Origin of the sequence: Amycolatopsis keratiniphila subsp. keratiniphila (genome assembly GCF_001620365.2) — a bacterium.
GTDB lineage: Bacteria > Actinomycetota > Actinomycetes > Mycobacteriales > Pseudonocardiaceae > Amycolatopsis > Amycolatopsis keratiniphila.
The window spans coordinates 199094-211541 of sequence record NZ_LQMT02000019.1 but is presented as its reverse complement, the minus strand read 5'-3'; the positions used below and the strand labels follow the sequence as shown (position 1 = coordinate 211541).

The following is a 12448-nucleotide window of genomic DNA, read 5'->3' as shown; positions in this document are numbered from 1 at the left end:
GCCGCACACGGCGGCCGAAACCCAGCATTTTTCCCACTGTTCGGAAAGAGGACATGACGACGGCTCGGTCCCATATCGTGGACCGAGCCGTCGTTTGTCCTTTGTGGAGTTTCGACGCGAAGCGCCTGTGCCTGGAGCCGGCTCAGCCGACCGGCGAGGGACTGCCCAACCGTCCATCGTGGACTTCGACGACCCTGTCGACCCCGGCGAGGTGGGCGCGGTCGTGCGTGACCAGGACGGTGGCGGTCGCCCGCTGGCGGGTCAGACGCGTGATCAGGTCGATGACCGCGGCGCCGCGGTCGTGGTCGAGGGCGCTCGTCGGTTCGTCGATCAGCAGCACGGTGGGCTCGTTCATCAGCGCGCGAGCGATGTTCACCCGTTGCCGTTGGCCGCCGGAGAGCTGGTGGGGGCGCCGCCCCGCCTGCGGTCCGAGCCCGACGGCGTCGAGCAGGTCCATGGCCACACCGCGTGCTCCGGCCGGAGAGCGACCGTCGATCCGGGCCATGACCTGGAGTTGCTCGGCGGCGGTGAGGGAGGGCAGCAGATTGGGTTGCTGGAAGACGATCCCGATCTTGCGACGGCGTAGCCCGGTGAGCTCACCGCGGGTCAGCCCGGTTGTCTCGGTGCCGTCGATGGTGACGGTCCCGTGGTCCGGGGTGATGAGGGTGGCGGCGACGGCGAGCAGGCTGGATTTGCCCGAACCGGAAGGCCCGGCGACAGCGGTGATCGTGCCCGGCGGGACGTCCAGCGTGACATCGTCGAGGGCGGTGAGGCGGGAGTCGCCGTCGGGATAGGTGAGGGTGACACCGGTCAGGTTCAGGCTCATCGGGCACTCCCCAGTGCGGTCAGCGGGTCGACGGAAGTGATGCGGCGGACGGAGAGCGCGGCCCCGAGAGCGCCGAGCAGGATCATCACGGCCGCGGGGACCAGCACGGTCGACGGGGTCAGCAGGAAGGGCACGGCGGATCCGGCGACGACCGCGCCGAGGCCGACGGCCAGTCCGGTACCGATGGCCGTACCACCGACGAGAAGGACGACAGCCTGGCCGAGCGCGTCCTTCAGCAGGAAGGGTGTGCTCGCACCCAGCGCCTTGAGGACGGCGATGTCACCGCTGCGCTGGATCGTCCAGACGGTGAAGAAGGCGCCGATCACGAGCGCGGAGATGGCGAACAGGAAACCTCGCATCAGTTGCAGCGAACCGTTCTCCGAGGTGTAGGAGCCGATGGCGGACAGCGAGTCGCCCTTCGAAACCGTCTTCGTGCCCGCGGCAAGGTCAGCGGCCGCGAGATCGGTGCCGGCCGTGGCGGTCAGCGCGAGCACGGTCGCGTTCGGCTCGCCGCCCGCGGGTGGCACGGTCTTCGCCCAGACATCCAGACCGGCCCACACCACGGGTGTGTGGCTGAACCAGGCGTCCCCCGTCACGGCGGCGACGGTCAGCGGGCGGCCGGCCACGGCGATGGTGTCCCCGCTCCGGACACCCAGAGCGTCGGCGGCGGATGTCGACAGCACCACCGAGCCGTCGGCGATCTTCCCGCCGTCCGGGGCGAGGGCCGAACCCTGCCGGACTCCGAAGACGGAGATCCCGGCACTGCGGTTTCCCGCCGCGGCCTTGGTGGTGGCGATGCCCAGCGGCTCGGCAGCGGTGACGCCCGGGGTTTCGGCCCACTGCCGACGCTGTGCATCGGTGATCGCGGAGTTGGCATAGGACAGGCTCTGCCCATCAGCTGGAGCGGCGAAGACGATCTTGTCGGCGGGCAGGCCAGTGATCGCGGAGATGTTCTGCTCCCCGAGCCCCGCGGTGAGCCCGGACAACAGGCCGACCAGCAGGGTGATCAGCACGACCACCGCCCCCATCAGGGCGAACCGCCCTTTGGCGAATCTCAGATCTCTCCAGGCGACGAACACGGTTCCGGTCTGTCCTCTCCGGCGGGTGGGCTGGTGACCTCTCCACGATCGCCTCCTGGGACCGCGACGACATCTGGCCGGAGATGGCACTTCGCGCGCCGGAAGACGGCACGCCGCTTCTACCTTTAGATAGAGGCGCTCGCTGGTTCCGCTCCGTAATCTGGACGCACTGTGACCACCTCGCCCACTTTGACCCCGACGAGCCGGGTGCTGACCTGGTGTCTGCACCTGCTGCTCGTCGCCCTGCTCGCCCTCGCGGCCGTCCGGGCCGTCGCGGACGGCTCGCCGCGCGCGGGCGCGATCGTCGCGACGGCGCTGACGGGCGCTGTCGTGTACGCGGTCGGCCCGCTCCTGCCGCGCGTCAGGACGTCCCGGCAGGCCGCCCTGTGGTGGTTGATCGCGGTGGGGGTCGTATGGCTTGTCCTGCTGGTGCTCACGGCCGACGGCGTCTGGGTCGCCTTTCCGCTGTACTTCCTGCAGTTGCATCTGTTGCCGCGCCGCCAAGGCCTGGTCGCGGTGATCGCGACCGCGCTGGCGGCGATCACCGCCTTCGCCGCCCACCAGGGCACCTTCGTCCCGGCGGCGGCGATCGGCCCGGCGTTGGGCGCCGCGGTCGCGGTCGCCGTCGTCTGGGGGTATCAGGCGCTGTACCGCGAAAGCGAACGACGCCGGAACCTGATCGAGGAACTGACCGCCACCCGCGCCGATCTGGCCGAAGCCCAGCACGCCGCGGGAGTGCTCGCCGAACGGGAACGGCTGGCCCACGAGATCCACGACACCCTGGCCCAAGGGCTGTCGAGCATTCAACTCCTGTTGCGCGCCGCGGAAAGAACCCTGCCCGACACCGCGGGGAGCGCCGCCCGCTACGTCGAGCAGGCTCGGCAGGCGGCGGCCGACAACCTGGCCGAAGCCCGCCGCTTCGTCGTCGCCCTGTCCCCGCCGGCGCTCGACGACACCACGCTCGCCGACGCGCTGGAACGGCTGTGCGCCACCACCAGTGCCCGGCACCGGATCGCCGCGCGTTTCCGGTTCACCGGCACTCCGGCTCCCCTGCCGACCGCGCACGAGGTCGCTCTGCTGCGCATCGGCCAGGCGGCACTCGCGAACACCGTCCGCCACGCGGGCGCGTCCACCGCCGAGGTCACGTTGTGCTACCTCGACGAGCACGTCACCCTCGAGGTCGTCGACAACGGTGTCGGTTTCCATCCGGAGCACAGCGGCTTCGGTCTGACCGCGATGCGCACCCGGGCCGAAGCCCTGGACGGCACCCTCGATATCGAGTCCTCCCCCGGCCACGGCACCGGGTTGTCCGTGCGGCTGCCCGTCGAACCCAAGGAACGTCTGTGACCGAACCGTCGATCCGGCTCCTCGTGGCCGACGATCACCCGATCGTCCGGGCGGGTCTCCGTGCCCTGCTGGAAACCGAACCCGGTTTCGTCGTCTCGGCCGAAGCCGCGACCGCGGAGGAAGCGGTGACCCGCGCCGCGGAAGGCGGCATCGACGTCGTGCTGATGGATCTGCGATTCGGCCCCGGCATGACCGGCGCCGAAGCCACCGCGGTGATCACGGCGCGGCCGGACGCTCCGCGCGTCCTGATCGTCACCACCTACGACACGGACGCCGACACACTGCCCGCCATCGAAGCGGGCGCCACCGGCTATCTCCTCAAAGACGCTCCACCCGAAGAACTCGTGGCCGCTGTGCGCACCGCCGCCGCCGGCCGCACCACACTCGCCCCGAGTGTCGCCGACCGGTTGATGAACCGGATGCGAATGCCCACCACCGCGCTGACGCTGCGCGAGATCGAAGTCCTGGTCCTCGTCGCCGACGGCCTCTCCAACCGGGCCATCGCGGAACGGCTCCACCTGACCGAAGGCACCGTGAAATCCCACCTCGCCCGCAGCTACACCAAACTCGGCGTCGACTCGCGTACGTCCGCCGTCGCCACCGCGACCGACCTGGGACTCATCCGCCGCTGACCGCCTGCTGCGGCCGGGGTTCCGGCTTCACGTCATGTACCGCAGGGCGAGCAGGGGCGCGGCCGCGTGGTGGGGCACGTCTCGTGAGTGGCGATTCGGCTAGAGCGAAGGGTGCCTTAAGTACCTACTGGATTTGGCTGTGGCTGACCACGGTTCAGGTCCGTGAAGGCCTCCTTGCCTACCCTGAAGGTAGTGAAGGAGGCATTCACTACCTTCAGAGATCGCCACCTGCACCAGCAATCACCGCGGCGGCGCGTGCAGGCCCCCTTCCCTCGGCTCAGCCGAGGAAACTCGACCTTCACACCTTCCCCAAGTACATGAAGGCCCCCTTCCTTGCGCCTAGCGCAAGGAAGGGGGCCTTCATGTACTTGGGGTGCCCAACCCGGTGGTCGCGAGTGGCGTTTCGGGCTAGGGCTAACCATGTCCTGAGTACCTACTGGCGGTCTTGCGTGACTGGACGGACGACTCACGGCGAAGGCTCCGCCGCGAGCGTGTCGTCCACCTGGTCACGTGTGTCGTCCGTCTGATCACACGTGCCGTCCGTCCAATCACGCGAAGCCACCGGCCCGGGACAGTGGTCGTGTGGTGATTCGGATAGCGAACCCGAATCACCACTCACGAGTGGATCAGCCTCCCAGCACGCCGCTGACCTCGTTCGGCGTTCCCGGGATCGTGCCGGTCGCGGTCTTCGTGCCGGAGGCGAGGTCGACCGAGTGGATCTCCTTCTTGCCGGGATCGGTGACGTAGGCGGTCCCGCCCCGGACGAAGATCGCCGGACGCGGCTGCTGCCACTCGATCGGCTCCTGCCAGGTGCCGATGACGGCGATCTTCTTGGTCACCGCACCGGTCACCGGGTCGATCACATGGATCTGGCCATCGGTGCCCAGCACCAGCGCCTCGCCCTGCGGGCCGCGGGCCAGCGAACGGAAGGTGTAGCTGGTCCCGATGTCGACGTGCTTGAGCGTCGCCCTCTCGGTGTCGATCAGGGAAATCCGGGTCGGGCGTTCGAGCTCGGCCGCTTCGTCGACCTTGTAGTCGCCCAAGGTGATCGGCGAGACGTCGGAACCCGCCTGGTTGCCGATACGACCGTAGGCATCCGGGCTGGTCACCTTGGTGATCACACCGTTCCGGTAGATCAGCACGCCGGTCTGGCAGCCGACCACGATCGCCTCCCCGCGTGCGGCGGCTTCACCGTGCACACCGGGGCACTGCTCGTTGCGCGCGATCTCCTTCTTGTCCTTGTCCAGCACCACGATCCCGGACCGCTTGTCCTTGTTCCCGACGGTGGTCACCAATTCGCCGTTCTCGAGTTCGACGGCCACGCCGTGATGTGCTTCCGGCGTCTTGTGCTTCGGCGCGGGGAAGGCCGCGGTGCCGATCGTCTTCGGGTCGAAGACGGTCACTTCGCCGGTCCCGTCGGCGAACAGCACCGTCTTGCCGGCGTGGCGGACGACGTGCCCGGGCTTGGCCGCCTTCACCTCGTTGTCCGTCAGCACGGCGCCGACGGCGTCGAGGACCCGGAACCCGGTCGAAGTCGAGACCATGAGGTGCCGGTCGTTCCCGGCCGGGTTGAGCCGGTTGAAGCCTTCCAGTGGAAGGTTCTTCGCCACCTGCAGGGTCTTCCCGTCGAGCAGGACGATTCCGCCGTCATAGGTGACGGCCACCGGATTCGCGACGACCGGAGCCGGAGCGGCGTCCTTCCCCGGCTCCGCCGCCGGCTGTTCGGTCCCGCAGGCGGCGAGCGCGAGGGTGCTCGCCGTCGTCACCATCAGCGCGAGATATCGGGTCTTCCGTGCCATTTCACTGTGCCTTTCGTCTGTTCCGATCAGGAACGGGTCAAACCGGTGGTGATCGATTCGGTGTTGGCGCGCATCATTTCCAGGTAGGTGGCCGCACCCTGGCCCGGTTCGCTGAGCGACTCGGAGAACAACGGGGCCACCTGGACGTGCAGCCCCGCCTGCTCGGCCAGTACCCGCGCGAGCCGGTCCGGCTGGGAGGAGTCCGCGAAGATCACCGGCACTCCCGCCGCGCGGACGGTGTCGGCGAGCGCTTTGAGGTCCGAGGAACTGGGCGACGCGAGCGTCGTTCCGCCGGGTATCACCGCGCCGACGACTTCGAAGCCGAACCGCTGGGCCAGGTAGCCGAACACGTGGTGATTCGTCACGAGCTTCCGGCGCTCACGAGGGATCCCGCCGAACTTCTCGGTCATCATCCGGTCGAGCGCTTCGATCTCCCCGCGATAGCGTTCTGCGTTCGCACGGATGACCGACTCGTCGACGCCGCCGACATGGGCGACGACCTCGTCCGCGATCGTCTTCACCGCGTCGCGCACCCGTGCCGGATCCGTCCAGAAATGCGGGTCCGGCTTGTTGTCGGCGTAACTGATCGGGTTCACCCGCTCCCCGGCGGGCAGCGCCGGTACGCCGTTTTCCTCGGCTGTGCGGACGGTGCGCAGCATCCCCTCTTCCAGCCCGAGTCCGTTGTAGACGATCAGGCCGGCACGCTCGACCTGCGCGGCCTGCTGCGCGGAGATACCGAAGGAGTGCGGGTCGGCGTTCGGCTTCATCAACACGGTCACTTCGGCCTGATCGCCGACGACAGCGCGCGTGATGTCGCCGAGGATGTTCGTGGTGACGACGACCGACTTGCCGCCCCCGCCGCTTCCGGAGCATCCCGCCACCGCCAGCAGCGCCGCCGCGAGCAAGGCGAGTGCGCGGCGCCTCATCGGCCGGTCTCCACGATGTGGCCCGCCTTGCCGCCGACCTTCAGCGTCCTGGCACGCCGGAGGTTGTCGTTGTAGTCGATTTCGTACACCTCGGCGGACAGCGGGTTGTTGAGGTAAGCGCGCGTCGAATCGACCTGGATCGAGGCGGTGCCGGCGGCGGTCCCTTCCGGGGTCAGGAGCGGGATCGCCGTCTGTTCCTTTCCGGCGCTGTCGAAGGAGCGCAGCTTGCCGTCCCGGGTGAGGACCAAGAGCGGGCCGCCCTCACCGACGGCGTTCACCGCGGCGACCGGCCCGGTCTCGACGTGTTGCCAGCTCCGGCGCCCGACGTCCAACGACCACACGGCGGAGTCACCCGCACGGGCGGCCAGCGTGGCACCACCCGGACGGTGGAAGAAGGCGGTGGCGCGTTCCTGCGCGGTGACGCTGCGTGGATACGGGATCTTCGCCCCGGTGAAAGCACCGTCCTTTTCGGTCACCAGCAGAGCGCCGTCCGCGCATCCGAAGACGACACCACGCCGGGTCACCGCCTGGCCCCGCAGCTCCGGACACGGCTGATCGATCTCGGCCACGGCCTTGCCCTTGCGGTCGTGGACACGCACTCCGCGGGCGAAAGGCTGTCCGGCGTCCGCCACCGTGGCGATGACGTGCTCGCCGTAAGGGATGGCGACGCCGGTATGCGTGATCTTCCCCAGCTCGGTGACGGTCCCCTTGTCCAGCGCGGCCCGGTCGAGCAGTGTCGTCGTTCCGTCCGAATAGGACAGTGCGGAGACGGCGGGATCGCTGTATGCCGCCGACAACTGCTTGCCCGGCGCCACTCCGACATCGCGGACCTTCGCCCGGTAGTAGTGGACGTGGTCGCCGTGATCGACCATCCAGGATCCGCTGTCGATCACCCGGATCGAGCCGTCCCCCGTGGTCAGGTAGCCGAAGCGGCCGTCACCGGTCACCGCCCGCACGCCGTCGACGCGTCCGACTTCGTGGATCTCCTCGGTGATGAGGTCCACGACCCGCACCGCCCCCGTGTCCGAGTCGGCGACGATCAGCCGTGACTGCGCCTCGGCCGCCTCCTCGGCACCTTCGACATAGCCGTGAGGGACTTCCGGGGTCACCTCCTTCGGCTGCTCCCCGCCGCACGCCGCCAAGGTCAGCGCCGCGACGACGGCCGTCACTGCTTTCAGTTTCATCGTGAGCACTCGATCTCCGGTGTCAGGGAACGGAATCGCTGTCGTACGAAGGACAGGAACGCGGAAAGGAAGAACAGGAGGACCGCGCCGGCGGCGATGGTCGCGCCCGCCGCGGTACCCCAATGCCAGGACACGAGCAGACCGCCGACCGTGGCCGTGATACCGAGCAGCGCCGCGATCAGCATGATGGTGGTGATCCGCCGCGACCAGAAGAGCGCCGCCGCGGCGGGGGCGATGAGCAGGCCGAACACCAGCAGTGTCCCCACCACGCGGAACGACGCGACGATCGTCAGTGTGACCAGCCCGAGCAGCACGGCGTTCGCGAGCCGTGGCCGCAGACCCAGGGTGTGTGCTTTGCGGACGTCGAAGGTGAGTGCGGTGAACGCGCGGTGTCCCACCAGCGCCACCACTCCCACGACGAGCAGGGTGATGGCGAGCCCCACCAGGTCGCCGGATCCGACGGCGAGTACGTCACCGAACAGGAATCCCGTGAGATCGACGGCGAACGACCGTGAGTGCGACACGATGATCACGCCGCTCGCGAGCATGCCGACGAACAGCAGCCCGATCGTGGTGTCCTCCGACAACCGCCGCGAACGCCCGAGCGCCGTCACCCCGAGTGCCATCACCCCGGCGCTGATCGCCGCACCGATCAGCAGGTTCACGCCGGTCAGCGAGGCGATCGCCACGCCGGGCAACATGCCGTGCGACATCGCGTCGCCGATGAACGCCATGCCGCGCAGCACCACCCAGGTGCCCACGACCGCGCACACCGCCGAAACGAGCACTCCCGCCACCAGCGCACGCTGCACGAACGACACCTCGAAGGGGATCAGCAACCACTCCACCCGTCACACTATAGTGGTAATGATTGTCATTATCTGAAAGAGGGTGGGATGACCCAGGACACAACGGCACTCACGATCGACCGTGCGCACGCCCATTACGGCTCCCGTGAGGTGCTGCGCGGGATCACCGCCGAGATCCCGTCGGCGCGGCTCACCGCAGTCGCCGGCGCGAACGGCGCGGGCAAGTCGTCGCTGCTCAACCTCGTCGCGGGAGTGCTCCCGCCGACCAGCGGCTCGGTGACCCGCCGGGATCCGGGTCGCGTCGCCTACGTGACCCAGCAGAGCGAGGTTTCGCGATCGCTGCCGATCACCGTGCGTGCCACCGTCACGATGGGCCGCTGGGCACACCGGGGCCACTGGCGACGACTGTCCAAATTGGACCGGGAGATCGTCGGAGAATGCCTGGAACTGCTGGAGATCACGTCGATCGCAAATCGGCCGATCGGCATGCTGTCCGGCGGGCAGCGGCAACGAGCGCTGGTCGCGCAGGGGCTTGCCCAGCGAGCCGCGCTGCTACTGCTCGACGAGCCGTCGGCCGGTCTCGACCTGCACGCCCGCCGCCTGATCGACGAGGCCCTGCGCACCACCCTCGCCGAGGGCACGACGGTTCTGCGGGTCACGCACGACCTCGAAGTCGCGGGCCGGGCCGATCACTGCCTCCTGCTGCAAGACGGCCGCCTCGTCGGCGAGGGCGCGCCCGCATCGGTGCTGACGCCTGAACGAGTCGCGGAAGCCTGGGGACTTCCCGCCGGCATCGGGTCAGGAGCCGCCGATGCTCACTAGGGTGGACCTATGGAAGCGACGTGGCCCCCGGAGCTGGCTGAGCACCTCGAGCGCCTGCAAACCCGCGTCGGCCTCGAACTCCCACCCGAGCTGCTCACCTGGTGGGCCCTCATGGACGGCGTCGGCGACCACGAAGCGGGGATCCGATCCGCAGAGCTGATCCCGAAGGGCTACTCGCCTCTGTCGGTGGCGCACGCCGAGGAGGAGTACGCCAGACAATCGCAGTACCCCGACCCTGACTGTTGCACCCCCGAAGGAACACACCGCAAGCCGGCAGGCGCGAACGGATTCCCTTACTGCACAGCGGTTCTTCCCATCGGCCGGGCGATCGACGGAGGCCTGCTTTGCGTCGATCTCCGGCAGGGCGAGCACCACGGTGTTGTCATGGAGTGGTACGCCAGCGAAGGGATCTACGACTCCGACTGGGCAAGCGTCACCGAAATCCTCGACGAGATCGCCGAGCGGCTCGACAGCGAACGGTGACCTTCATTCGCCGAGCAGCGCCTTGACGGCCTCGCGCGCCTGACGCGCCGGCGCGGGGTCGCCGCTGATGCCCGCTGTCACGATCGCCCCTTCGGCGAGCAGGTAGACCGGTTCCGCGACCGGCCGTCCGGTGGCCCGCACCCAGTTCTCGATCTGCCGGTGGAACGCCTGCTTGTGCGCCCTCACTTCGGCCAGCACCGCCGCGGACGACGGGCCGAATTCGCCGTGGGCGTTGATCCAGGCGCAGCCGCGGAAGCCGGGTTCGGCGAACCACCCGGCAAGCCAATCGAAGATCGCGAGCACCCGCTCCCGGGGGTCCTCGACCTGTTCCACCCGGGCGGCCAGGCTGCCCCGCCAACGCTCATCACGGCGTTTGAGCATCGCCACCACGAGGTCTTCCTTGGCTTCGAAGAACCGGTAGATCCGCTTGAGCGAGAGGCCGGATGCCGCGCGGACCTGATCCATGCCGACCGCCTGGATGCCGTTCTCGTAGAAGAGTTTCTCGGCGGCATCGAGCAGGGCTTCGCGGTCCACGCGGTTCTGCTCGTCGGTGACGGCGGCCGGCATCGGTACTCCCTTGACGTCGAGAACGGTCGTTCCCTATCGTAGGCGCCAGACGTAGAGAACGCACGTTCTCTACCCAAGGAGGTTCGACCATGACGGAAGATCGCCCGCCCTACCCCCCGTTCACCCGGGAGACGGCGCTGCGGAAAGTGCAAGCGGCGGAGGACGCCTGGAACACCCGCGATCCCCGGAAGGTGTCGTCGGCGTACACGCCCGACTCCGTTTGGCGGAATCGCGACACCTTCGTCCAGGGCCGCGAGGAGATCGTCACGTTCCTGACCGCGAAGTGGGAACGAGAGCTGGATTACGCGCTGCGCAAGAACCTCTGGACGTTCACCGAGAACCGGATCGCCGTCCGCTTCCAGTACGAATGGCACGACCGGGCCGGGCAGTGGTGGCGCAGCTACGGCAACGAACTCTGGGAGTTCGACGAGCGCGGCCTGATGAGCCGCCGCGAGGCGAGCATCAACGATGTCGTGATCCCCGAGACCGAGCGACGCATCTTCGGCCCGCGCCCGCAGGAGGAGCACGGCGACGAGTTTCCGCTCCGCTAGTCCATGATCGCGGAGATCTCCCACAGCCCCAGGGACTTGTCGGCGTAGGCACCGCCCTCTTCGGTGCACCCCTCGACCAGTACCGCCAGCGGCTCGGGGAATCCGAACGGTTCCCGGCACAGGTTCAGCGGCCGCCAGTCACCGGTCACGATGTCGGCGTTGGTGCCCAAGTCGGTGAAAGTCGTGGTCAGCAGGTACCGGGAACCGCTCCGCCGGAGGTTGTGCAACGCCCGCTCGATGTCGGCGAAACTCAGATGGACCAGACAATCCCGGCACAGCACGAGATCGGCCTGCGGCAGCGGATCGGCGGTCAGATCGAGCACCCGGAACTCATGGACCGGATCGTCACGGAACCGCTCGGCGTTCAGCTCGACGAGATCGGGCACGATGTCCCCGCCGATGTACCGGTCGAGATCGAGATCCACCTCGCTGAGCCAGCCGTAGTCGCCGCACGGAAGATCCAGCAACGTCCGGACCCCGAGGCGATCGAGCAGTAGGGGCAACTGATCGCTCAGTTCTCGCGTCTGGACGGCCTCGGAGCCAGGCCCGGAGGCCGACGAGGAGCTCCACAACCGGGAGCGGAAGATGTAGGTGAAACGATCCTGGGTCCCCATGCTTTCCAGCTCGCCGGCGACCCGCCGAAAGTTACGCTGCGCCGTGGTGATCGGTCGTTCGTCCACGTCCGCATCGTAATCGATCTCGTGAGCGGCAAAGCCGGTTAGAGTCAACCGTGTCCTCTATGCCTGCTGGTCGAAGACAAGGCGCGTATGCCGTCGAACGGAGTGCGGACTCGGAGTTCGACGACATAGGACGCTCTCCGCGGCACGGTCGAGGGTCGACTGCGCGGCGTGCCAGGTGTCGGCAATGTGGGAATCGGGACGTTGAGTGTCTCAGATCCTCCGTCGATCAAGGTCATGCCGATTGGGGAGGATTGCGGACACTGAACGTCCCCAACTCTCCCCACTCGCCGACAAAGGCTCCGCCGCGGCAACAGGACGGCGTCAAGTCCAGTAGGTAAGTAGATGCCGTCCACCAGAACTGTCCTCGCCACTCACGAGACTGTCGGCTGTGTCCACCCGTTCAGACCAGTCACTCGCTGTTGGTGAGCCGAGCGGGTCGACAATGGGCGACCAAGACCCTGAACGAGTGAACCGAACGTGAGGATGGCTGCTCGAAACTCGTCGAACTTCGATCGTATCCGGCAGTTGCGATCAGCATTTCGCATTTCCCGAAATCGGCACGCACGAAGCAGAGGATCTTGCTCTCGACCAGGGAAGTGGACCACAGCTGCGCATTTCCCGCCAACGCCGGAATGAGCAAGTTGCCGAGCCTTCGACTGCACTGGTCCATTCGGCCTCACCCGCTACTTTTAGTAGTTTTCGGGGTCACCCAGACCGTTGAGCGACGCGTGCATACCGTTCAG

Annotated in this window: 13 protein-coding genes; 5 read left to right on the top strand and 8 right to left on the bottom strand. The window is 68.0% G+C overall.

Translation table 11 applies throughout. The annotated features are described in order from the left end of the window. Positions 1-142: 142 nt before the first annotated feature. A complete protein-coding gene (locus tag AVR91_RS19000) occupies positions 143-826 on the bottom strand; it encodes an ABC transporter ATP-binding protein (RefSeq protein ID WP_063275449.1) in 684 nt (227 codons plus the stop codon). Next, the gene (locus AVR91_RS18995) at positions 823-1905 is read right to left on the bottom strand and encodes an ABC transporter permease (protein ID WP_063275450.1); all 1083 of its coding nucleotides are present in this window, start codon (positions 1903-1905) and stop codon (positions 823-825) included. The genes AVR91_RS19000 and AVR91_RS18995 overlap by 4 nt, the downstream gene beginning before the upstream one ends. A gap of 171 nt (positions 1906-2076) precedes the next feature. Here AVR91_RS18995 and AVR91_RS18990 point away from each other — a divergent pair, with 171 nt between their 5' ends. Both AVR91_RS18990 and AVR91_RS18985 read left to right on the top strand, forming a co-directional pair. Then, positions 2077-3252, top strand: a complete 1176-nt coding sequence (locus AVR91_RS18990) for a sensor histidine kinase (RefSeq protein ID WP_063275451.1) — start codon at positions 2077-2079, stop codon at positions 3250-3252. Next, positions 3249-3884 carry a response regulator gene (locus tag AVR91_RS18985; protein WP_063275452.1) on the top strand — a complete coding sequence of 212 codons (636 nt, stop codon included), beginning with the start codon at positions 3249-3251 and terminating at the stop codon, positions 3882-3884. Before AVR91_RS18990 ends, AVR91_RS18985 begins: the two co-directional genes overlap by 4 nt. A 626-nt stretch (positions 3885-4510) precedes the next feature. On the opposite strand, the gene aztD is transcribed toward AVR91_RS18985, so the two are convergent. From aztD to aztB, 4 genes are read right to left on the bottom strand one after another with little or no spacing between them, the layout of a single operon-like run. Then, positions 4511-5683 (bottom strand): zinc metallochaperone AztD, encoded by a 1173-nt coding sequence (gene aztD / locus AVR91_RS18980; RefSeq protein ID WP_063275453.1) that lies wholly within the window; start codon positions 5681-5683, stop codon positions 4511-4513. A 26-nt stretch (positions 5684-5709) separates the two neighbouring features. Continuing rightward, positions 5710-6609 carry a zinc ABC transporter substrate-binding protein AztC gene (gene aztC / locus AVR91_RS18975; protein WP_063275454.1) on the bottom strand — a complete coding sequence of 300 codons (900 nt, stop codon included), beginning with the start codon at positions 6607-6609 and terminating at the stop codon, positions 5710-5712. Then, on the bottom strand, positions 6606-7793 hold the full coding sequence (locus AVR91_RS18970; protein WP_063275467.1) for a WD40 repeat domain-containing protein: 1188 nt from the start codon (positions 7791-7793) through the stop codon (positions 6606-6608). The genes aztC and AVR91_RS18970 overlap by 4 nt, the downstream gene beginning before the upstream one ends. Further along, on the bottom strand, positions 7790-8641 hold the full coding sequence (aztB, locus tag AVR91_RS18965) for a zinc ABC transporter permease AztB (RefSeq protein ID WP_063275455.1): 852 nt from the start codon (positions 8639-8641) through the stop codon (positions 7790-7792). The genes AVR91_RS18970 and aztB overlap by 4 nt, the downstream gene beginning before the upstream one ends. A gap of 48 nt (positions 8642-8689) precedes the next feature. Between aztB and aztA the strand changes: the two genes are divergently transcribed. Then, positions 8690-9424 carry a zinc ABC transporter ATP-binding protein AztA gene (aztA, locus tag AVR91_RS18960; protein WP_063275456.1) on the top strand — a complete coding sequence of 245 codons (735 nt, stop codon included), beginning with the start codon at positions 8690-8692 and terminating at the stop codon, positions 9422-9424. 9 nt (positions 9425-9433) lie between these two features. Beyond that, complete coding sequence (locus AVR91_RS18955; protein ID WP_063275457.1) at positions 9434-9907, top strand: SMI1/KNR4 family protein; 474 nt, start codon at positions 9434-9436, stop codon at positions 9905-9907. Positions 9908-9910: 3 nt separating this feature from the next. Here AVR91_RS18955 and AVR91_RS18950 read toward each other — a convergent pair whose 3' ends face one another. After that, a complete protein-coding gene (locus AVR91_RS18950) occupies positions 9911-10474 on the bottom strand; it encodes a TetR/AcrR family transcriptional regulator (RefSeq protein ID WP_063275458.1) in 564 nt (187 codons plus the stop codon). 89 nt (positions 10475-10563) lie between these two features. Here AVR91_RS18950 and AVR91_RS18945 point away from each other — a divergent pair, with 89 nt between their 5' ends. Then, positions 10564-11025, top strand: a complete 462-nt coding sequence (locus AVR91_RS18945) for a nuclear transport factor 2 family protein (protein WP_063275459.1) — start codon at positions 10564-10566, stop codon at positions 11023-11025. Here AVR91_RS18945 and AVR91_RS18940 read toward each other — a convergent pair. Further along, positions 11022-11705 (bottom strand): class I SAM-dependent methyltransferase, encoded by a 684-nt coding sequence (locus tag AVR91_RS18940; RefSeq protein ID WP_063275460.1) that lies wholly within the window; start codon positions 11703-11705, stop codon positions 11022-11024. The two genes, AVR91_RS18945 and AVR91_RS18940, sit on opposite strands and share 4 nt — an antisense overlap. Positions 11706-12448: the final 743 nt, after the last annotated feature.

Coding starts and splice junctions, on each gene's coding strand:
- aztD (WP_063275453.1), bottom strand. CDS start 5,683: ATGGCACGGAAGACCCGATATCTCGCGCTGATGGTGACGACGGCGAGC.
- AVR91_RS18950 (WP_063275458.1), bottom strand. CDS start 10,474: ATGCCGGCCGCCGTCACCGACGAGCAGAACCGCGTGGACCGCGAAGCC.
- AVR91_RS18945 (WP_063275459.1), top strand. CDS start 10,564: ATGACGGAAGATCGCCCGCCCTACCCCCCGTTCACCCGGGAGACGGCG.
- AVR91_RS19000 (WP_063275449.1), bottom strand. CDS start 826: ATGAGCCTGAACCTGACCGGTGTCACCCTCACCTATCCCGACGGCGAC.
- aztA (WP_063275456.1), top strand. CDS start 8,690: ATGACCCAGGACACAACGGCACTCACGATCGACCGTGCGCACGCCCAT.
- AVR91_RS18970 (WP_063275467.1), bottom strand. CDS start 7,793: ATGAAACTGAAAGCAGTGACGGCCGTCGTCGCGGCGCTGACCTTGGCG.
- aztC (WP_063275454.1), bottom strand. CDS start 6,609: ATGAGGCGCCGCGCACTCGCCTTGCTCGCGGCGGCGCTGCTGGCGGTG.
- AVR91_RS18955 (WP_063275457.1), top strand. CDS start 9,434: ATGGAAGCGACGTGGCCCCCGGAGCTGGCTGAGCACCTCGAGCGCCTG.